At 53.7% G+C, this 22148-nt stretch carries 16 protein-coding genes; 7 read left to right on the forward strand and 9 right to left on the reverse strand.

The genetic code is table 11. The annotated features are described in order from the left end of the window. Positions 1-179: 179 nt before the first annotated feature. From CLV58_RS02310 to CLV58_RS02325, 4 genes are all read left to right on the forward strand, one after another. A complete protein-coding gene (locus tag CLV58_RS02310) occupies positions 180-695 on the forward strand; it encodes an RNA polymerase sigma factor (RefSeq protein WP_106136164.1) in 516 nt (171 codons plus the stop codon). 159 nt (positions 696-854) lie between these two features. Then, entirely contained in the window at positions 855-2327 is a 1473-nt protein-coding gene (locus tag CLV58_RS02315; protein ID WP_106136165.1) for a phytoene desaturase family protein, read from the forward strand. A 48-nt stretch (positions 2328-2375) separates the two neighbouring features. Continuing rightward, complete coding sequence (locus CLV58_RS02320) at positions 2376-3212, forward strand: phytoene/squalene synthase family protein (protein WP_106136166.1); 837 nt, start codon at positions 2376-2378, stop codon at positions 3210-3212. A gap of 66 nt (positions 3213-3278) precedes the next feature. Next, positions 3279-4511, forward strand: coding sequence for an MFS transporter (locus CLV58_RS02325; RefSeq protein ID WP_106136167.1), 1233 nt, complete (start codon positions 3279-3281; stop codon positions 4509-4511). A gap of 302 nt (positions 4512-4813) precedes the next feature. On the opposite strand, the gene CLV58_RS02330 is transcribed toward CLV58_RS02325, so the two are convergent. Together CLV58_RS02330 and CLV58_RS02335 are read right to left on the reverse strand one after the other, a co-directional pair. Next, positions 4814-6457: a RagB/SusD family nutrient uptake outer membrane protein gene (locus tag CLV58_RS02330; protein WP_106136168.1), complete on the reverse strand. Its 1644-nt coding sequence runs from the start codon at positions 6455-6457 to the stop codon at positions 4814-4816. Positions 6458-6563: 106 nt separating this feature from the next. Beyond that, positions 6564-9668, reverse strand: a complete 3105-nt coding sequence (locus CLV58_RS02335; RefSeq protein ID WP_106136169.1) for a SusC/RagA family TonB-linked outer membrane protein — start codon at positions 9666-9668, stop codon at positions 6564-6566. Positions 9669-9891: 223 nt separating this feature from the next. On the opposite strand from CLV58_RS02335, the gene gatB reads away from it, so the two are divergent. The 3 genes from gatB to proC all read left to right on the forward strand — a co-directional run bounded on the left by gatB (position 9892) and on the right by proC (position 13458). Continuing rightward, positions 9892-11397 (forward strand): Asp-tRNA(Asn)/Glu-tRNA(Gln) amidotransferase subunit GatB, encoded by a 1506-nt coding sequence (gene gatB, locus CLV58_RS02340; protein ID WP_106136170.1) that lies wholly within the window; start codon positions 9892-9894, stop codon positions 11395-11397. A gap of 2 nt (positions 11398-11399) precedes the next feature. Continuing rightward, a complete protein-coding gene (locus CLV58_RS02345) occupies positions 11400-12524 on the forward strand; it encodes a TlpA disulfide reductase family protein (RefSeq protein WP_106136171.1) in 1125 nt (374 codons plus the stop codon). Between the two features lie 130 nt (positions 12525-12654). Continuing rightward, positions 12655-13458, forward strand: coding sequence for a pyrroline-5-carboxylate reductase (gene proC, locus CLV58_RS02350; RefSeq protein WP_106136447.1), 804 nt, complete (start codon positions 12655-12657; stop codon positions 13456-13458). A gap of 77 nt (positions 13459-13535) precedes the next feature. On the opposite strand, the gene purB is transcribed toward proC, so the two are convergent. The 7 genes from purB to porV form a co-directional block, all read right to left on the reverse strand. Continuing rightward, positions 13536-14876 (reverse strand): adenylosuccinate lyase, encoded by a 1341-nt coding sequence (gene purB / locus CLV58_RS02355; RefSeq protein ID WP_106136172.1) that lies wholly within the window; start codon positions 14874-14876, stop codon positions 13536-13538. 39 nt (positions 14877-14915) lie between these two features. Next, positions 14916-15758 (reverse strand): sugar phosphate isomerase/epimerase family protein, encoded by an 843-nt coding sequence (locus tag CLV58_RS02360; RefSeq protein WP_106136173.1) that lies wholly within the window; start codon positions 15756-15758, stop codon positions 14916-14918. Positions 15759-15804: 46 nt separating this feature from the next. Next, positions 15805-17193, reverse strand: a complete 1389-nt coding sequence (locus CLV58_RS02365) for a DUF1207 domain-containing protein (RefSeq protein WP_106136174.1) — start codon at positions 17191-17193, stop codon at positions 15805-15807. 40 nt (positions 17194-17233) lie between these two features. Then, the gene (locus CLV58_RS02370; RefSeq protein ID WP_106136175.1) at positions 17234-18595 is read right to left on the reverse strand and encodes a dipeptidase; all 1362 of its coding nucleotides are present in this window, start codon (positions 18593-18595) and stop codon (positions 17234-17236) included. A 120-nt stretch (positions 18596-18715) separates the two neighbouring features. Next, on the reverse strand, positions 18716-19369 hold the full coding sequence (plsY, locus tag CLV58_RS02375; RefSeq protein WP_106136176.1) for a glycerol-3-phosphate 1-O-acyltransferase PlsY: 654 nt from the start codon (positions 19367-19369) through the stop codon (positions 18716-18718). Positions 19370-19510: 141 nt separating this feature from the next. Beyond that, positions 19511-20791: a M16 family metallopeptidase gene (locus CLV58_RS02380; RefSeq protein ID WP_106136177.1), complete on the reverse strand. Its 1281-nt coding sequence runs from the start codon at positions 20789-20791 to the stop codon at positions 19511-19513. A 119-nt stretch (positions 20792-20910) separates the two neighbouring features. Further along, a complete protein-coding gene (gene porV / locus CLV58_RS02385) occupies positions 20911-22092 on the reverse strand; it encodes a type IX secretion system outer membrane channel protein PorV (RefSeq protein ID WP_106136178.1) in 1182 nt (393 codons plus the stop codon). Positions 22093-22148: the final 56 nt, after the last annotated feature.

Here is a 22148-nt window from a genome sequence, read left to right on the forward strand (position 1 = left end):
CTATTTTCGAGCGTTTTTGTTTGATTTTTTTTTGGCACAAGTCAACTATTTTTATAAATACCTGTATAACAAACACATACAACCGATTAACAGAGCCGTAACAAAGGGAGTGGCATTGCTGGTCAACTTTTTGCAAAACCGTAGACAACTAGCATTCAACAGAAAAACAGACATAGATCATGACCGCGCTCGAATTCACCTATCACATCGGTAAAGTATCCAAGTCGTTGCGCCCTTTTGCCCTTCGGCTGACGAAAGATGTAGAAGACGCAAACGACCTGTTGCAGGATACACTGCTGAAGGCGTTTACGAATCGTGATAAATACACAGATGGTACAAACCTGAAAGCATGGTTGTACACCATCATGAAAAATACGTTCATTACCAACTATCAACGGATGGTTCGTAAAAACACATTCATCGACACAACGGACAACCTACATTATATCAACTCGACGGAGAGCAGCACGGACAACATGGCTTACTCTTCGTTTGCACAGGAAGATATCAACCGGGCTGTGAACGGACTTGACGACACGTATCGTACGCCGTTCATGATGCACTTCCGGGGTTTTAAGTACCATGAGATCGCAGCAAAGCTCGATATACCCATCGGTACCGTTAAGAACCGGATTCACATTGCCCGCAAAGAATTAAAAGATCAATTAAAAGTTTATGCACATTACAACGCGTAAGCGATACTTTTTGACGAAACGTCGTCTAAGTAATATTGATTGAGTAGTTTTTGGTTAAAAAAGAGGAAGGTTCGAAAAGTTGGATGGAGTTCCGTCCAACTTTTTTTTGTTCCAAACAGTTGCATAACCGACATTCAGTCGGTTTTTTACTTCCTCCTAATGCCCAAACGCATTCTCGTCATTGGTGCCGGCTTCGCCGGACTGGCAGCCGCTACCTCGCTGGCTCAAAAAGGATACGACGTTACGATTCTTGAAAAAAACAGTATGGCCGGTGGCCGGGCCCGCGTTTTCCAGGCCGATGGCTTTACGTTCGACATGGGGCCAAGCTGGTACTGGATGCCCGACGTATTCGACACGTATTTCGAACGATTCGGTAAGAAAACCGCCGATTACTACAATCTAGTCCGACTCGATCCTTCCTATAAAGTCATTTTCGGACCTGAGGAAGCCGTTGATCTCCCTGCTGGTCTCGACAATTTAGCTACGCTGTTTGACCAGTTCGAGCCGGGCAGTGGCCCCCGCCTGCGGTCATTTCTGGAACAGGCTGCCTATAAATACGAGGTTGGCATGCACAAATTCGTGTGGAAGCCGAGCCGTTCGCTCACAGAATTTATCAGTCTGAAGCTACTAGCCGACGTAGCGCGACTGGATATTTTTCAATCATTGGCGAGCCATGCCCGTAAGTATTTCCAGCATCCCCGCTTACTTGAAATCGTTGAATTTCCAGTACTGTTTCTGGGGGCTACGCCGGAGAACACACCAGCCATGTACAGTCTGATGAATTATGCCGAAATGGCGCTGGGTACCTGGTATCCGATGGGGGGCATGCACGAAATCGTGAAAGCCATGGTTAGTCTGGCGGAAGAAAAAGGCGTTAAGATTCTGCTGAATCAAACCGTACAGTCGATCGAGGTTACTAATCGGCAAGCGAAACGGATTGTAACAGACAAGGGCGTTTTCGAAACGGACGTCGTTGTTGCCGGAGCGGATTATCAGCACGTTGACAGCGCGCTACTGACGGATGGTACCCGCAACTATGACGATGCTTACTGGAAAAGCCGCGTGATGGCCCCTTCCTCACTTCTGTTTTATCTGGGCGTCAACAAGCGTATTCCCAAGTTACAGCACCACAACCTGTTCTTCGACGAGGACTTCAAGCTGCACGCTCAGGAGATCTACGAAACGCCCCGCTGGCCAACGAAACCCCTCTTCTACGCATCGGCTCCGTCGAAAACTGATCCCAGTGTTGCCCCGGCAGGTTACGAGAATCTATTTCTGCTGATTCCGGTGGCACCTGACCTGGCTGATGATGAGGAAACGCGTGAACGCTACTTTACCATGCTCATGGATCGGCTCGAAACGTATACGGGTACCGACATTCGCAATCACATTGTCTTCAAACGCAGTTACGCCCATACCGACTTCAAGCAGGATTACAACGCGTTTCGTGGTAATGCGTATGGCTTGGCCAATACGCTGAAGCAAACGGCCCTGCTGAAGCCATCGCTGAAGAACAAACGGGTAAACAATCTGTTCTATACCGGCCAACTGACCGTTCCAGGGCCAGGCGTTCCGCCGTCGCTTATTTCGGGACTGGTCGTCGCCGACGAGGTTGCCAAAGAATTCAGTTAATTTACACCTCACTTGCCAAAAAACGCCTAACCCCACTCCATGACGCCTATGATGGCCCTGTTTAACAACACCGCCCTTGAATGCAGCAAACTCGTCACGGAGCGATATAGTACCTCATTCACGCTGGGCATCAAAACGCTCGATCGTAAGTTTCATTTGCCTATATATGCCATCTACGGCTTCGTGCGCTACGCCGATGAGATTGTCGATACCTTTCACGATTACGATAAGAAAACGCTGCTCGACCGATTCCGGCACGATACCTATCAGGCGATTGAAGAAGGAATTAGCCTGAATCCGGTGCTGCATTCGTTTCAACTAGTCGTTCGGCAGTACAACATCGACCGGCCGCTGATCGATGCGTTCCTGCACAGCATGGAAATGGATCTGTATAATCAGCAGTATGACGCGGATGGTTATAACGAATACATATATGGATCGGCGGAAGTGGTAGGGCTGATGTGCCTGCGCGTGTTCTGCGAAGGCGACTGTGCTGAATACGATCGACTGCGTGAGTCAGCCCGCAAGCTGGGGGCTGCCTTTCAGAAGGTAAACTTTTTGCGTGACCTTAAAAGCGATTTTGCCGATCGGGGGCGCACCTATTTTCCCGGCGTCGACTTTCAGGCGTTCGGCCAAAAAGCCAAGCAGCAGATCGAAGCAGATATACAGCACGACTTCGACGATGCGCTGAAAGGTATTCTAAAGCTGCCGGCCGGCGCGCGCATGGGCGTCTATCTGGCGTATACCTACTATCTGACGCTATTCCGGAAGATAAAACGGTTATCAGCGACTACAATCAGCAATCAACGTATACGGGTACCGAACCCACAGAAAATCATTCTACTGGCACAAACGTACCTGAAGTACCGGCTCCGGGTGATATAGCATTAAATTCGCAGACGATTTACCTGATTGTCTGAACATTACGGCTAATCGCTCTCTTGACTGTTCATGGTCAAGAATCGTCAGTTGCTGCTGATTTACGCGCTCGTTTTAATTGATGTAGTAGTCGGAGCGGCTATCTCGCCCGTAATGCCCCAATTCGTTGCCGGTCGATCACATCCCGAACTGTGGCTATCAGGGGCTACGGCCTTATTCCTGGGGCTTCAACTCTTTTCTGGTCCGCTGTTGGGAAAACTAGCGGATGCCGTTGGTCGCCGGCCTATCCTGATTGTATCGAGTGTCGGTACGGCGCTTGCCAATCTATTGCTGCTTCCCGTAAAAGCTGGTCTACTATTAGTTAATCGCGTTAGTGATGGGTTAACGAATGGCATGTTTGCGACGGTACGATCCGCCATTACCGATGTATCGCCGAAGGAAAACCTCGTCAAAAATTTAGGTATTCAGGGCACTATCGTGTCGTTGGGGAACGTCCTGGGGCCAATGGTAGCGGGCGGGTTGCTGACAATTTTCACGATTCCCGAGAAAGAACAAACCAATTACATCATCTACATAGCATTGGGATTGTCGGTGCTCAACATTGGTACCAGCCTGTTAATCGGCGAAACCTGCCCCAAGAAGGAAGAATTAGATCGGAGTAAGCTGAAGCAAACGATTTTTGAATCAATCAATCCGGTTGCGTTGTGGCGGCAGCTTGTCGAGAAAGAAGCCGAGCGACCGGGTCTTCAAACGCTGGTCCTGACCCGAACGGTATTGGCGCTAACGCAGGGATATTACACGTATTTCGTCACATATCTGGCGCTGGGACCGTTACAATTCGGCACGAAAGCGATTTCCTACTTTTTCATTTACTACGGTGGATTCAGCGTCATCACGTCGTTTGTCTTCTACCGCTTCCTGACTGATCGGCTTAATCAAACAAAAACCGTACTGTGGTTTGCCATACTGGGCGTACCCGTGCTGATCGGTTACAGTCTGGTAGGTACGTCGACGCTGGTTCTGTACGGGTTAGTGGCCATCGACTGTCTGAGCATTGGCCTGATTTCGGGTATTGTGGAAGGGTTGATCGCCGAGCGTACTGAAGAGGCTGACCGGGGAACCCTGTTTGGCCTGGTACAGGGGATGCAGGGATTCGCCAGTCTGGTTACGACGCTATTGTTCGGGGCACTGTCAGCACTCGACCTTCGGCTACCGTTCATCTGGTTTAGTATCACGATGGCCGTTGTTATCTGGCTAGCCTACCGTACGCACCGCGACAAGCCAGCTTTATTCACGAAGGATTAATCGTTCTCCCTCCTACTGCGACGCTATTTTGGGGATCTATCCACCCCTAAATCCTCTTGAAGAGCAGACTGTTAAGTTCTAGACCATCTACCCCCCAGCCCCCTAAAGGGGGAGCGTTCCGCGAAGAAACAACTCCCCCTTTAGGGGGCTGTGGGGTAGATGGACCGAAGGGAATTTGGCTAATGTCAGCATTAATTTAAGTACTTGACAGCCCTGCCTTCAAGGGATTTAGGGGTGAAAGAACCTGCTTGCAACGCTAGATAAAACCATAAAAGAGTAAAGAGGGAGAACGATTGACTCAATCAATAACCCGCATTCTGTGTTAGGGCAGGATTGGCCTGCGTTTCCTTGAGCGGTATCGGCAGGAAGTAGTTTCGCTCGTTGAATCGCCGTTCCTGCACGGAAGGATAGGCAAACTGCAGTTTCCCGGAGGCATCCTTTGTGATAGCAGCGCCACGTACCGGCAAATTCTCGGTTGTACCCGCTATTTTCCACCGACGAACGTCGTAGTAGCGATGCTCTTCATAGGCCAGTTCAACCTGCCGTTCGTGTCGAATTCGATCGCGCATCTGCGCCTGTGACAATCCAGCGGGCAGGGCAGGCATCGACGCACGCGCCCGTATCCGGTTGATGGCCGTATAGACACTCGCGTCAGGACCGGCGGCTTCGTTCTGCGCTTCCGCATAATTCAGCAACACCTCTCCCAGCCGAAAATAAATCCAGGGTGCTTGACTGCCCGTAGCCGAGCCCAAGTCGCGCGACTCAGTAATAAACTTGCGCAGGTAATACCCCGTCGGTGAGGTGTTGAACGACTCTGGTCCGTCGGGGCTATCCAGTCCACCCGGCCGAAACGTTTCCAGCGCCCGCCCCCGGTACGGTAAGCCGTTGTAGAGCACGGTAGCAGCTAGTCGGGGATCGCGATTGGCATAGGGGTTCTGCGCATCGTAGCCAGAGCTAGCGTCCGTTATAGAGCGGCCGTCCAGTGTCTCGTAGGCATCGACCAGCGTTTGTGTAGGTACATTGCCGCCCCAGCCACCGTATCCGTTCGGACCGTTCCACCGCTCCAGATTCAGGAAGCTATCGCCCTGCTGCGCTTCAATCCGGTTAAAGATCACTTCGCTGTTGTTGGCTATTAAAAACAACTGCTGATAGTTGGGATACAGTTGGTACGCGTTCAGGTCAAGTACAGCCTGCGCAGCCTGTGCGGCTGCCTGCCAGCGGGCCGTACTCGTTGACGACGCATACAGTGGCGAGGCTGCATACAGTAGCATTCGGGCTTTCAGCGCCAGTGCAGCGCCTTTTGTAGCCCGCCCAACGTCCGCACCCGTGTACGAAACCGGCAGTAAAGCAGCTGCTTTATCAGCCTCGCTAACCACGAAGTTTATGCTTTCATCAAGCGTTGCCCGACGGGTAGCGGCATAGTCATCGCCCAGCCCAAACGACTGCGTAATCAACGGGACACCACCGTAGTTGCGGACCAGATCGAAGTAGCGGAATGCACGTAGAAACGTCATCTCCCCGGTTAGCTGCCGGCGTAATGTTGAGTCCATCGGCACAGATGCAATCTTCCCGAAAAAGATATTACTGTCGCGGATGTAGCGGTAGTTCTTGCTCCAGGGATTCATGTTGCCGTTGTACTCCGTCGGTCCACTGCTCAGAATAGCCAGATTCGCTGGGGTCAGCTCGCCTTTGTTGATGGCCCACATTCCGTAATCGTGGCTGAAAAGCGATTCGTCGGATGCCGACGCCCACATGAGTTCATCGCCGTTCCAGTTGAAGCCAAAACTCAGATCGCGGTATTTCGAGTTGACAAACGTCTGCACCAGCGCAGCATCGGTCCAGACAGCGTCCTCGCTGATACGATCGACAGGTGCTTTGTCCAACAGGTCATGCGAGCAGGAGAATAAAAAGAGCGAAAGAATGAATGAGAGAAAGAGCGATTTCATAGCTAACTTATTGAGTGATCGAATGACAGCGTAGATGATCAACAGACAGAATGGGCTGGCTTAAGCTTTTATTCAACCATTCCGTCAATCCATCATTCAGTCATTATTAGAATCGTGCGCTAAGGCCGAGATTATAAACGCGCTGCTGTGGGTAAAACCAGCCCTGCGCTGAGCCACCTTCGGGGTCGATCGTCTTGAGTTGATCGAACGTCAACAGGTTGAAGCCGCTGGCATAGACACGCAGCGACTGGATCTTAAATTTATCGAGCAACGTCTTCGGCAGATTGTAGCCGATCTGTACGTTTTTCAGCCGGGTGAAAGCCGCATTTTTCAGCCAGTATGTGTTTTGATAGACGCCATTGACGCTGTTCAACATCTCGCTCGACACACGCGGAAACGTACCATCGGGATTGGTGGGGCTCCAGCGGTTGGCGGCATCCTGCGCGAAGAAATTACCCGTCGATCCCGATTCGAGCAGCAGGTACTGCGACACATGCGCCTGCCCCTGCACCAGAATGTTCAGGTCGATACCGCGCCAGATCAGGTTGATCGGTACGCCGTAGACGATTTCGGGAACGTTGCTGTAGCGAGGCCGGATACGGTCGTTCGCGTCTATTACGCCATTACCATCCACGTCTTCCAGCTTAATATCGCCCGGACCGGCCCCCAGCACATGCGGATAGGCGTCGACCTCAGCCTGCGTCCGGAAAATGCCCTGACTACGGTAAAGCAACCCACCGTAACTGGGATCACTGATCGACTGGCCCGTCTGCTGCTGATAGGTCGGCAGGCCCGACACCTCATCCAGAAACTGCACCCGGTTACGAGCGTAGGTGAAGTTGGTCCCAACCGACACATTGATCGGTCCGTAGGTATTGTTGTGGGTAATCTGAAAGTCGAAGCCCTTGTTCGTGAGTCGACCCAGATTTTCGTTGGGCAGTACCAGGCCGGTATAGTCGGGCACCGATACATTACGCCGAATCAGTATGTCGTTACGCAGCGTGTTGAAATAGTCGAACGTCACGTTCAGCTTGCCGTCGAATAAAACGCCGTCAATCGCGATATTAGCCGTCTGTGCTTTCTCCCAGGTCACGTTCGGGTTCGGTTCCGTGCTCGCTGTCAGGCCGGGTTGCCGCACGGGGGAATCGCCCAGGATATAGCCGGGATCGAATACGTACGACGCCAGATACTGAAACTGCGCAATCCGGTCGTTACCCAGCAAACCGTACGACGCCCGCATCTTCAAACTGTTGACGAATGCCGTACCCGACGTTTTGAACCAGGGTTCATCAGAAATGCGCCAGCCCAGCAGCAAGGCAGGAAAGAAGCCGAATCGCTGATTGCTGGCAAAATTCTGCGATCCATCGTAACGACCCTGAAATTCGGCCAGGTAGCGATCCTTAAGATTGTACTGTACCCGTCCGAAGTAGTTCTGCCGCGCCGATGCAAACGGTTGCCCGCTCACCCGGTCGCTTTCACTACCCGCGTAAAAATCGGCAATACTGGTGCTGACGAAGCTGCTGCGGTAGGCCGTAAACAGGGTACTGTTGTACGTGCTCTGCTCGTACGCCAGAAAAGCCGACAACTTGTTCGGCCCGAACGTGCGGTCGTAGTTGACGCGGGCGTTAAGCGTGATCTGTGTCACGTTTGTCTGCCCCTGTAACAAACCGGGCACACTGGGCGGGTTGACTTGTGACGCATACTGTCCGGTAGTGGCGTTGTAATTGTACGTCGTCCAGGGAATCGACCACTGCTTGTTGAACTGATACAACTTATCAAGGGCAGCGAAGCCATCGACGGAAAAACCGGGCAGGAACGGCAGGTTTTCCCGCAGACGAACGGTTGCATTGATGTAGCCGCGCCGGTCGCGCTGATAGCCAAGCGCATCGGTAACCTGTAGTACCGGATTTCGGCCCTGATCGGTACCCGACCCCGGCAGCCCGTTAGGATAAACCGCCACCAGCGTTGGATAGGCCCGCAACGCGTACCGGAAAATACGGCCGGCGGAGTCGAGCGGGTAGTTTCGATCTTCCTGCCGCCCGTTTATGTCGACGCCCACTGTCAGATTTTTGCCCACGTTCGCGTCGACGTTAGCACGCAGGCTGTATTGGTTATACTTGGCCGTCCCGTTTTTGTAGATACCATCCTGAAACAGATTCCCGAATGACACCAGATAGCGGATGTCATCGTTTCCTCCACTGATACCGAGCGTATGCCGATGCTGTGGAGCTGCCGAACGCAGCACCGTCTGTAACCAGTTTGTATTGGGGTAATTGAGCGGGTCCGAACCGTCGCGAAATTTCTGAATCTGTTCGTCGGTGTATCGCTGGTTCAGTCCTCTACCCGGATTTGAATAGTATTGGATCTCGTTCAGAATCTGGGCATAGGTAGCCGCATCAGCCATTTTCGGTAGACGCGTCGGTGTCGAGAATCCCTGGTTGAAATTATAGGTAATCTGCGGTTTGCCCTTGGTACCGCGCCTTGTCGTCACCAGAATAACGCCGTTGGCCGCCTGCGCCCCGTAAATCGACGCCGACGCGTCTTTCAGCACCGATACGCTTTCAATCTCATTAGGATCGAGTCGGTCCAGCCCACCCAGCCGGTTCGCCACCCCGTCGATAACGATAAGCGGGTTCGGGTCACCTAATGTTGATCGGCCCCGAATAAAAAACTGAGACCCGTCCCGACCCGGCTCACCGGACCGGTTCAAGGCAATCAGCCCCGGCGTTCGGCCAACAAGCGAGTTCGCCAGGTTCGGTTGTGGACTTTGCACCAGGTCGCGGCCCGACACTTCAGCTACCGCGCCGGTCAGGGTCGCCCGTTTTTGCGTGCCGTACCCAACGACGACCACTTCGCTGAGCGCCTGGGCATCTTCTTTGAGCTGGATGGTAAACGACGTCTGCGAGCCAACAGGCACTTGCTGTGTAACGTAGCCGATGTAGCTAACCGTCAGCGTTGCATTCTGATTGCCGACGGATAGCTGAAAGTTGCCGTTGACGTCGGTTGTCGTGCCCTGCGTTGTTCCTTTCTGAACGATTGTTACACCGGGTAGCGCTTCACCAGTGGTCGTCGTGACGCGCCCGGAAAGGGTACGTTGCGCGGTAGTCGATGGGCTAATTGCGGGTGTCTGGGCATACCCGGGCCTGAGGCATAGTGCATGGCACATGCAGAGTAAGCACCACAGGTAGCGGGTGCGTAGAAATAAGACCATAAAATCTAGTAGTTAACTTGGTTAATTTCTCCCTAACCCAGTGTTTACCCAGATGTTGGCAAAGAATTGTATAAGTGGTCACCGAATGGTTGCTGTTTACCTCTCTACCGATAGCCTGCTCGATTCGATAAGAGCGTCTGTTCACCCATATTGACGTACAGACGGCCTTGGGCGCACCGTACCGCTTTTTCGGCTTACCTTTGTCTAAACGATTTTTAATGCCATGGTTGCCGACACGCCCCGTTCCTCCGATGTTCAGACCCGCTACGAAGCCGTTATCGGCCTGGAAGTTCATTGCCAGCTACTTACACACAGTAAGATGTTTGCAGCTGACACCAACGCTTTCGGCGGTGAACCCAATACGCACGTTAGCGTAATTACCCTGGGCCACCCCGGCACCCTGCCCAAAGCCAATCGACAGGCCGTTGAATACGCCGTTCGAATCGGGCTGGCGGTCGGTAGCGAGATCACACGGCACAATGTGTTTGCGCGGAAAAACTATTTCTACCCTGATCTGCCAAAGGGCTATCAGCTGTCGCAGGATAAAGGGCCGATCTGCGTTGGCGGCACCGTACCCATCACGGCGAAAGATCCAGTCACGGGCGAATCGTACCAAACTGAAATTCAGCTGCATCACATTCATTTAGAGGAGGATGCGGGTAAATCGATTCACGACGGCAGCGACTGGACCACGCAGCTCGACTACAACCGGGCGGGCACGCCATTGATCGAAATGGTAACGGAGCCATGTATACGTACTGCCGATGAAGCGGGGCAATACCTGACCGAAGTCCGGCGGCTGGTACGCTACCTCGACATCTGCGACGGGAACATGGAAGAGGGCTCGTTACGGTGTGACGTCAACGTGTCGATTCGGCCGGTGGGCGCGACTTACCTCGGTACGAAGGTTGAAGTCAAGAACCTGAACTCGATCCGTAACGTCATGCGGGCTGTCGACAGCGAGATTCAGCGGCAGATCGATGTCACCGAAGCGGGCGGCACGCTCATTCAGGAAACCCGCACCTTCGACGCCAGCACGGGTTTGAGTGCGGGTATGCGTGAGAAAGAAACGATGAACGACTACCGGTATTTCCCCGACCCCGATCTGGCACCAGTTGTCATTTCCGATGCCTGGCTGGCCGACATTGAAGCGGCCATGCCCATGCTACCGTCGGCCCGGTTAGCTCGATTCACCGATCACTACGGCCTGCCCGCCTACGACGCAACACTACTGACGGACGCGAAGGAACTGGCCGATTACTACGAGGAAACCTGTGCCGCCCTGCCTACTGACAAAATTAGTCCGGCGGCTTACAAAGCGGTGTCGAATTGGATCATGGGGCCTGTCAAAGGGCATCTCAACGAGAAAACCCTGCGCGACCGGCAATTTCCGGTATCCGCTTCGCAGCTCGCAGCCCTCATTGGTCTGGTGCTGAACGAAACTGTCAGCCAAACGGCAGCGCAGCAGGTGTTTACGCTAATGCTCACGAACCTGGAAACCAGCCCCGCCGACTTGGCCCAGCAGCACGGATTGATTCAGAACCGCAATACCGACGCGCTGCAAACGTTGGTAGAGAGCGTATTAGCCGAATGGCCCGATAAGGTGGAGCAATACCGGAAAGGTAAAAAGAACCTGCTCGGTATGTTCGTCGGCGAAGTGATGAAAAAGTCGAAAGGCTCAGCCGATCCTAAATTAGTCAACCAACTCGTCGTTAAGACGTTACAGTAAGCATGAAACGAACGATAGTTTTAGTCGTAGGCCTGTTGACTTCCGTTGCCGCACTGGCACAGGGAACGAAGCCTTTTACGGTCACCGGCACTGTTAAACGGGCAACGCCGGGCAGCTATGTGTATCTGGAAACCAACGGACAGCCAACCCGCAAAATCGACTCCGCCAAAGTCGACAACAGTAACGCCTTCTCGCTGAAAAGCAACGTAGCCGACGGCGGTGAAGTACTGGTCCTGAACGTTGGTGGCAATCAAAAAATGGCCCTGCTGGTCGAAGGGGGGGAAACGCTCAATGTCGTTGCCGACGGGTTCAAGATGAACGCCAAGACTGGTGAGGTGGGTAAGGCAACCATTACCGGCTCCAAAAACATGGAGTATTACGACAAGCTGATGACGCTTCGTAACAGCATGGAGTCGCGCGTAGCCACCTGGAACAAGCAGATTGCAGCCGCCACCGAGAAAAAGGATACCAAGCGAATCACGCAGATTGAGGAAGAGTATCAGAAAGCTGAAGCCGACGTCGTCAGTAAAGTGAAAGCGATGCTGCCTGAAATGGGCACTTCCCTGGCGTCGCTGTTTGCGCTCAACTTCATCAATATCGATACGGACTTCGACACCTACGATCAACTGGCGGAGCGGTTCAAAAAAGACAATCCGAACAGTCCGCACGCACAGGCGCTGATCGGCCGGGTAACGCGCATCAAGGGCGTTATGGTCGGCTCGGTAGCTCCCGACATTGCCCTCAACGACACGACAGGCAAGGCAGTGGCCCTGTCATCACTGCGGGGCAATTACGTACTGGTCGACTTCTGGGCGAGTTGGTGCGGTCCCTGCCGGGCCGAGAATCCGAACGTCGTGCGGATGTACAACAAGTTCAAAGACAAAGGTTTTACGATCTACAGCGTATCGCTCGATCGTACCAAAGGCGAGTGGGAACGCGCCATTCGTAACGACAACCTACCCTGGACCCACGTGTCGGATCTGAAATTCTGGCAATCGGCAGCGGCTCAGCAGTACGGTGTTCAGGCCATTCCGGCGACGTTCCTGTTGGACAAGGAAGGAAAGATCATTGCCAAAAACCTGCGGGGCGACGCGCTCGAAGCCAAGCTCGACGAAGTGTTGAAATAGCCGCAACGTCTTTCGTATTTTTGCCGGGTCAGGTCTAACAGCCTGACCCTTTTTCGTGCCGCCTGCCCTGCGCAACCGGCACTGCTTCATCGACAAGTCCGTTACGACATTCTTTACCCCCATTACTTTTATGAGAATCGCAATTGTCGGTTGTGGCAACATGGGCATGGCGTTCGCCAAGTCGTTTTTACAATACAACCTGGTATCAACCGAAAACCTGCTGCTTATCGAAAAAAGCGCCGACCGGTCGGCTAGTCTGAAGCAGGAAAAAGCGGGCGTAGTCGTTGATACGATCGGCCCCCGCGTCGGGGAAGTCGATCTGATTATTCTGTCGGTCAAGCCACAGGATTTCAATAGCGTCCACGAAGCACTGCGCGATGTTATTCAGCCCAATCAGATGATTCTGTCCATCATGGCCGGTATTCCAATTGGTCAGATTCAGGACAAGTTGAACCACAAGCTCGTCGTGCGGGCCATGCCGAACACGCCTGCTATGCTGGGCATGGGTATTACCGGTTTTACAGCCGCGAAAGAAGTCGATATGACGAGCCTGCGCCGGGTCGAAAACCTCATCAACGCGACAGGACGGTCGATTTTTCTGGAAGACGAAGCGATGCTCGACGCGGTTACGGCACTAAGCGGTAGCGGCCCGGCTTATTTCTACTACGTGGTAAAAGCTATGGTCGACGCTGGTCGGCAGATGGGTTTTGACGATGCCGTATCGTCGTTATTGGTGAAGCAGACCATGCTGGGAGCCTACCACCTTATCAACACGGCCGATAAATCGCTGGACGATCTGATTAAAGCGGTGGCGTCGAAGGGTGGTACTACGGAAGCGGCTCTGCGTGCCTTCGAACAGGGCGACCTCGCCGAAACACTCGTCACCGGTATCAAAGCCGCCCAACAGCGGGCAACGGAGTTGTCGAACGGGTAGTCGGTTTACAGTTTTCGGTCTACAGTATTCGGTGGTCCGACGGGGCGATACACCGAATACTGTAAACCGAAAACCGATTACAAACCTGTATATGTAAACGGCGTGATGGCGCGCAGTTCGGTTTTTACGGCGTCGGATACGTTCAGTTCATCGACAAACTGACGAATTGTATCAGCGGTAATTTTTGTATTGGTGCGTGTCAGCGCTTTCAGCGCTTCGTAAGGTTGCGGATAGCCTTCCCGACGGAGAATCGTTTGAATGGCTTCGGCCACGACAGCCCAGTTATCTTCCAGATCGGCATTGATAGCCGCCTGATTCAGTTCCAGTTTATCGAGCCCCTTAAGCAGCGATTTAAGCGCGATGACCGAGTGCGCAAAGGGAACGCCAATACTGCGAAGCACTGTCGAATCGGTCAGATCGCGCTGAAGCCGCGAGATAGGCAGTTTACCTGATAGATGTTCAAACAGCGCGTTGGCAATTCCCAGATTACCTTCCGAGTTTTCGAAGTCGATGGGGTTCACCTTGTGCGGCATCGCCGATGAGCCGACTTCTCCTTCTTTCAGTTTCTGTTTGAAGTAATTCATCGACACGTACGTCCACATGTCGCGGTCAAGGTCGATCAGGATAGTATTTAGCCGCCGGAATGCGTCGAGCAGAGCCGCCAGCATGTCGTAATGTTCAATCTGCGTCGTGAACTGACTACGAACCATACCCAGCTTTTCGACGAACTGATTGCCGAATTGCTTCCAGTCTTCGTGCGGATAAGCAACAGCATGCGCGTTGAAATTACCCGTTGCCCCACCGAACTTAGCCGCCGTCGGAATGTCACTCAGTAAGTGAAGCTGCTTCTCGATGCGCTCAACGAACACGCGAATCTCTTTACCCAGCCGGGTTGGCGACGCTGGCTGCCCGTGTGTGCGGGCCAGCATCGGGATAGCGTCCCATTGGTCGGCAAGCTGCTGCAATCGCTGATAGACCTGCCGATAGAGCGGTTCGATCTCCATCGACCGTGCTTCAGCCAACGACAACGGAATAGCCGTGTTGTTGATATCCTGCGACGTCAGACCGAAGTGAACAAACTCCAGGTACGGCTCAACGGGCGACCCTTTCAGCTTTTCCTTGATGAAATACTCAACCGCCTTGACGTCGTGATTGGTCGTTTTCTCGATGTCTTTGATGCGCTGCGCATCGGCTTCAGAAAACTGTTCGTAAATGGCCCGAAGCGCCGGAAACTGATCGGCCGTAACGCCATCAAGCTGCGGAATCGGCCACTCACACAGGGCGATGAAATACTCAATCTCGATCCTGACGCGGTAATGAATCAGGCCAAATTCGGAAAAATAAGGAGCCAAGGTCTCAACCTGACGACGGTAGCGCCCGTCGACGGGAGAGATAGCGGTAAGTGCTGATAAGTCCATTGAAGCGGGAAAACAAGTCGTAAAGGTACGCAACCGCGCTTATAACTGCTTCAGATAAACCAGTGTCTGTGGTACCTGCTGCGGAGCCGCCGGACTTTCGTCTTCGATATACAGATGCTCAACCGACGTCTTCCGGGCCGCTTTCAGAATCGCGGGCATATCAAGCTGACCGGTTCCCAACACGACCGAATTCTCCGGGGCTAGCTTTCCCTGGTCGTTTCCCGCAACGCCTTTCCGCACGTCTTTGAGGTGCATGAGCCGGAACCGCTTGGGATACTTCGCCAGCAGAGCCGCCGGATTCTGACCCGGCAGGTAGGTCCAGGCAATGTCCATTTCGAAGCTAACGTAATCAGGATTGGTCTGCTGCACGATGTAGTCGAATAGCGTACCCGACTCGTAAGGGTGGAATTCATACCCGTGATTATGGTAGCAGAACAGTAGTCCCTGCGCGTTGGCCAGCTTACCGAACTTGTTGAAGTCGGCAATAGCCTGTTTCGCAACTTCGGGCGACAACTCACCCTGATGCGGAATCCAGGCGACACGCACGTAGTTGGCTCCGAGCGCTTTTGCCCGTACCAGTACGGAATCCGGCGTTTTGACAATGTCGTCGTAGTTGACGCCGTAGCTACTGCATTTGATGCCCCGCTGATCGAGTAACGCTCGCATGGCCGGTGCCGTTTGCCCGAACAGATTCGACAGTTCGAGGTCCGTGATTCCCATCGACTTAATCATGTCGAGCGTACCCGGTACGTCCTTCCCGAAGCTGTCGCGGAAGGTAAACGATACCACGCCGGGCGTCTTACGAACGAGTTTGCCGAACGGCTGAGCCTGCGTGAACAGCGCGATAGACAGGAAAAAAGCAATCAGTGTGTTGCGGAGCATACGAGTGGCGTTAGGCTATCACAAGACAGCCGACTACTTTTTCTAATCAGAATGGGTTCAGGTAGACACCAACCCCCAGCCAGAAAATTGTCTGGTTTTCGTACTGACTGTATGGCCGAAAGCCCGAATACGTTTCTGCCAGGAAGGTCAGGTTGTTGGCCGTCCGGCCTACTTCCACTCCGACGCCTGCGTGAATACCGGGGCGAAACTCGGTTTCCTGAAAGAACTTCACATCGACTCCACCAACCAGCCGGGCCGCCTGCTGGGATGGTTTTTTATAGAAAGCCCCAAACTGGGCACTCAGCGGCTTCCGCTCCTCCGGTTTGCGCAGGGTAACGCCTAGTCCACCATACACACGCCAGTCGCGGAATGTACGGGAATACATGGCGTCGAGCTGCTCGTAATTGACCGAATTGGTCGACGGGGCCGTAATCCGATTGCGGTAGATGTAGTCATCACCCAAGTGCGACGACAGATGATACACCCGGAACCGGTAATTATTGGCACCCCGGCGCAGGTTGTATTGAATACTGACCTTGTAGTCGTTATTCATGATCTGCCGACGCTGGTACCGGGTAATCTGATCGAAATAGACTTCGAATTGCGTGAAGGACGCGAGATCCAGCACGATTTCCTCCGACCGGCCCGGTGCGGTCGTGCGCCGATAGAATGGCTTATTGAATCCGAACGCGAACGGAACAATACTACCGACATACCGTTCGCCGTTGGTCAGGTAGAGCGGTAACACACTACCGTAGGTCTGCGCTTCAAGCGGGTCGAGCAGAATTGGCTCGAACAGGTGCCCACGGGGCAGAAATTCCTTGCGGGGACGGCTTTCGGCCGGATCAACTCCAGCAACGACAGTACCGGCCGAATCGGTAACGGGCGTGGCCGTTACCCGGGAACGCTTCACTCGTTCTGGCTTCACCCGCTCTGGTTTGACCCGTGCCGGTTTGGCAGGTTCAGCCGGTACCGGATCAGGGGCTGGCGTAACAGCCGGAGTAGGTTGCGGGGCAACAACCGCCGGCGCATTTTCCCGCTTCCGCCGTTCGCGCTCTTCCCGACGCGATGGTTTCGGCGGTGCGGGTGGTTCTGCCGGGGCCGTCGGGGCTGGATTTACGGTGGTTGCAGGGACTGGGGTATCCGTTGGTGGCGACGTGGGGCGGGGGCTGACTACACCTTCCCGCTCAGCCTTCTTCGCTTGTCGTTGCCGCTCTTTCTCCGCTTTACGGGCTTCATATTCGCGCTGCTTCTGCAACCATTCGGCCCGAATCTGCCGTTCGCGCTGCACTTCGCGGTCAATTTTTTCTTTTTGCCGTTGCTCAGCCGGTGTCAGCGTACGCGATGTTGGCGAGGTGGTCTTCGGGGCCTGTTGCGCCAGTACCGACAGAGTCATCGGCACGGCCAGGCAAAGCATGAGTAAACGTTTGGTCATACGGATACAAAAAAGGGGCCGGGCGCGGCCCCCTTTATCGTTACGATTTTAAAGCCGCGTAATTTTTGTAGAAGTAGGGAATCGTCTCGATTCCTTTGAAGAAGTTGAACAGGCCATAGCTCTCGTTAGGCGAGTGCAGGGCGTCGCTATCCAGGCCGAAACCCATCAGAATCGATTTGATGCCCAGTTCCTGTTCGAACAGCGCCACAATGGGAATACTTCCCCCACCCCGCGTCGGAATCGGTTTCTTACCCCAGGCATCTTCGAAGGCTTTACTGGCGGCTTCAAACTCGACGGAGTCGGTAGGAGTTACGTAAGGTAAGCCGCCGTGGTGGGGCCGCACCTGTACCGTTACGCCAGCCGGCGCGATAGCCGTGAAATGCTTGGTAAACAGGTCGGTGATCTCGTCGGGCGTTTGGTTGGGCACCAGCCGCATGCTGATTTTCGCGAACGCTTTCGACGGCAGTACCGTCTTGGCCCCCTCGCCCGTGTACCCACCCCAGATGCCGTTCACGTCCAGCGTAGGCCGAATCGACGTCCGTTCGTTGGTTGAATAGCCCGCTTCGCCCGCCACGTCGTTGATCGCCAGATCCTGTTTGTACTCGTCAAGGCTAAACGGCGCTTTCGCCAGTTCAGCCCGTTCGGCCTCGCTCAGATCGACAACGGTATCGTAAAAGCCAGGGATAGTGATACGCCCCTGCTCATCATGCAGCGACGCAATCATGGTCGCCAATGCATTGATCGGGTTCTGCACACCACCACCGTACACCCCCGAATGCAGATCACGGTTGGGGCCGGTCACCTCTACTTCAACATACGACAGCCCCCGCAGCCCTGTTTCGAGCGACGGTGTTTCGTTGGAAATAATGCTGGTATCAGAAATCAGAATGACGTCGGCTTTGAGCATGTCGCGGTGCTCGGCGACGAACGTACCGAGGTGGTCGGAGCCAACTTCCTCTTCGCCTTCGATCATCACTTTCACGTTGCAGGGCAACCCATCGGTTGCCAGCATCGTTTCGATCGCTTTGATGTGCATGTAAAACTGCCCCTTGTCGTCGCAGGCTCCCCGTGCGTAGATGCGCTCGTTGCGAATCGTCGGCTCAAACGGGGGCGACTGCCACAGCTCGTACGGATCAGCGGGCTGCACGTCGTAGTGGCCGTAGACCAATACCGTCGGACGGGCCGGATCGACCAGTTTTTCGGCGTAGACGACCGGATGGCCGGGCGTCTCGAACAGTTGTGCTTTGTCGAGTCCGGCAGCGGTTAGTTTGTCACGGACGTACTCAGCCGCCCGGCGCACGTCGCTGCTGAAAGCTGAGTCGGCTGACACTGACGGAATACGCAGCAGTTCAAGCAATTCGTCCAGAAAGCGCTGTTTATTGGCTTCGAGGTATGTTGTCATAGATCAGTCTTCGTTATTCGCTACCATTCGATTGAATCGGAATGGCAAAAAAATCGCCCCGAAGGTACGCAACTTTTGCGCAACGGCGGGGCGACAGAATAAGAAGCCAGTTGTTTTCGGTTAGTCCCGTTTCTTCTTCAATTGAATCAGTACCGTACGGTTTTCCTGTCCGTGTAGCAGCCGGCGGATGTTCTTTTTATGCGTCAGCACGACGAGCAGAAACATGATAAAGCCAAACACGATAAGTAGCGGACTTTCCTGCTGCCCAAAGATTTGAAGCAACAACAGGACGGGGAAGGCCAATGCAGCCAGAATAGAGCCCAGAGACACGTATTGTGACGAGATGACGACCAGCAGAAAGATACCGATGCAGATCAGTGCCATTTCGGGATGAATGGCCAGCACCATACCCAACAATGTTGCTACGCCTTTTCCACCTTTGAAGCCCGCAAAAACCGGGTATAGGTGTCCCAGCACCGCGACAATACCGAAAACGATTTCGAAGGTCAGTATTTCCCCTTCCGTCGTCACATTGCAAAACCACAGAATCGACGACAGAATGGCGGCTGTATATCCTTTTAGCACGTCGACCAGCATCACCACCGTACCAGCCCGCTTACCCAGTACCCGGAACGTGTTCGTGGCGCCAGCATTACCGCTACCGTGTTGTCGGACATCGACGCCAAAAAATCCTTGTCCGTACCATACTGCCGTTGGAATCGACCCGAGCAGGTAAGCGACCACTGTGGTGGCGATAATAATCAGAACGTTCATGAATTTGGGTAAGTGACCGGTTGACTATACATATAACCGGTCGGTCGCGCATTTGTAACCTCAAAATTAAGGCATTTCCGTCCGAAGGCCAACTTTCCGTTCGCAATGGACCTTGTTATTGAAATAATCCGTCGATTTCTGCTACTTTCCACCTACTACGACCTCCTGTAACTGATCCGCATTCAGGTATTGGTTGGTCATTGCCAGAATATCGTCGGCACTCACCGCCCGGATACGCTGAATGTATGTCGTGAGAAAGTCGGCGGGCAGGCCATCGAACAGAATGACTTTGTACCGATCAGCAATTTCGAACGGCGTATTCAGCGAGCCGACAAACTCACCGGCCATAAAGTTTTTTACCGTGTTGAGTTCGTCAGCCTCGACCGGCTCGGTCTGTAAGCGCCGAATTTCTTTATGTACCTCATCCAGTGTCTCCTGCGTATTCTCACGCTTTACATCGGTGCCGATCAGGAAATAGCCGTCGCGCCGGAACGATGGCATGTTTGACGAAATACCATACGTGAATCCTTTTTCCTCGCGGATATTCTTCATCAGCCGTGATCCGAAATAGCCACCCAGCACTTCGTTGGTCACCAGCATCTTGAAGAAATCGGGGTGCGTACGGGTAAACAACCGACGACCTACCCGAATCGACGACTGCACACTGTCTTCTTTTTCGGCCAGCGTAGGCATCATGTCATTAGGTAGCGCCGGAAGGCTCACGTCATCCAGTTGTGTATGCTGAATCGGCAACTGCCCCAGTGTGCGGTTGATCTGCTCCACCTCGATGGCGGTTGCCTGACCCGCCAGCAACACCTGAAACGGCCGATTTTTAATCGCCCGCTCGTAGAATGCAGTCACGTCAGCACGGGTCAGTTGGTCGACAGCTTCCGGATTTTGGCTGCGGCCGTACGGATGTGTCGGCCCGAAGACTTTTGCCCGGAACAGTACCCCGGCCAAATACGCGTTCTTCTCGTAGTTGACGCGCAGATTCTGCGTAGTGATGTTCCGCAAATCATCAAGTTCCTTCTGCGGAAACGTCGATTCCGTAATCATTTCGCAAAGCACCGGCAGTACAGCGGGCAGAAACTTTGTCAGGCAATACACCACGACGCTGGATCGATCGGGACCACTGTTGAGTTCGAGGAAAGCCCCATAGCCATCGAAATACTCGCTGAGCTGCGCCGACGTACGGCCGGGTGTGCCTTCACTAAGCATTTTCAGCGCGAAGAACGCGGATGTTGGGGCCTGCTCATGCCAGGTACCGGCATCGAAAATGCATTCCAGCCGAAGGACAGGCTGATTAGGAACGCTAATCAGATTCAGAACAACACCATTGTCAAGTGTAAACGCATCGAGCGATGGTAGCCGGACTTCCTGTATGGCCTGAAAAGCGGGGGGTTGGGTTCTATCGAGAATCATGACGTTTATGGGAGCCAACGCTGTGGTATCGGCAGGCTGGCTATATAGGACAATTGGGCAAAAAAGCCTCCGGTAATGAGATGCTCTTTTGCCCAATCCGTGCCGAGTGGGTATAAAAATTATTCTTCGTTGTCGTCGACGGCCGTATCGTTTGTACCGACGGTACGGCTGGGGAAGTTGATAATAAGCGACAGCCGGAAGGTGTTGGCCAGTGGGTTCCCCTGCTGAACGGGCAGCAGATACGAGAAATCAACACCAAACTGTTGGGCCAGTCGCAAACCGATACCGGTCGTGATGTATCGGCGTCCCCCTTTCTGAGCCGATTCGTGGTAGTAGCCACCGCGCACGGCAAACTGTTCGTTGTACCAGTACTCGACACCCGTCGAGACGATAACCTCTTTCAGTTCCTCGCTGAAACCGCCTGGCGCGTCGGCAAATGAGCCAAATACCGAGCTGAAATAATTGTTTGGGTTAGCACTTCCGCCCGGTGTCGGCACCATCAACTTGTTGAAGTCGAGCAGGAAATTGAATTTATTGTACTGATCGGCGTAGTAGGTAACAGTCGTACCGAGACGCAGATTGGTCGGGATGTAATACCGTTCCAGACCACCGTAGTTCAATCGGCCACCCAAGTTGGAGAGCATAGCCCCAAATGCCCAGCCCAATCCTTTACCGGTCGAGTTGTCGCGCACTTCGTTGCGGTAGAACGCACCAATGTCGGCAGCGGCTGTGGCACCCGGCTGTAGCCCGTAGGCCGATGCCCCTGATGCCAGGTTCGAGTTCAGGTATTTCAGGTTTACGCCCAGCGAGAAGTTCTGCGACAGCCGCTGCGAGTACGATGCGGTTATGGCGTATTCACGCGAGTTGAACGTACCGGCCTGTACACCATTGGCGGTGGTGAAGTTTACGGTTCCTAAGTCGAAGTACAGCAGCGAACCACCGATAACCGAGTTCTTACCCAGCTTGGAGTACGCACTCAGGTTCGTATAGTACATATCTCCGATCAGTTCGCGCAGCCAGGGCGTATAGGAAACAGTGGCACCTGCTTTCTGCCGCGCAAACACAAGCTTCGACGGGTTCCAGTGAATCGAGTTAGCATCAGCATCGCCAAGCGCGACACCGGCTTCCCCAAGCCCCCCCGACCGGGCATCGGGCGTGAAATTCAGGAACGGAACCGCTGCAGTTGGTGCGTTAAGCGTCTGTCCAGCAGGATTTACTGGTGTCGTCTGCGCCTGGGTGGTAGCGACGAAGAAAACGGGACTGCAAATACCAAGTAGAATACGAAAAAATTTGCGCTTCATACAGAGTGTGTTGGTGGCAACAGCGACTGACAACGGTGAATAAAACAGCCCTGACC

It is taken from the genome of Spirosoma oryzae (assembly GCF_003002825.1).
In the GTDB taxonomy this organism is placed as follows: domain Bacteria; phylum Bacteroidota; class Bacteroidia; order Cytophagales; family Spirosomataceae; genus Spirosoma; species Spirosoma oryzae.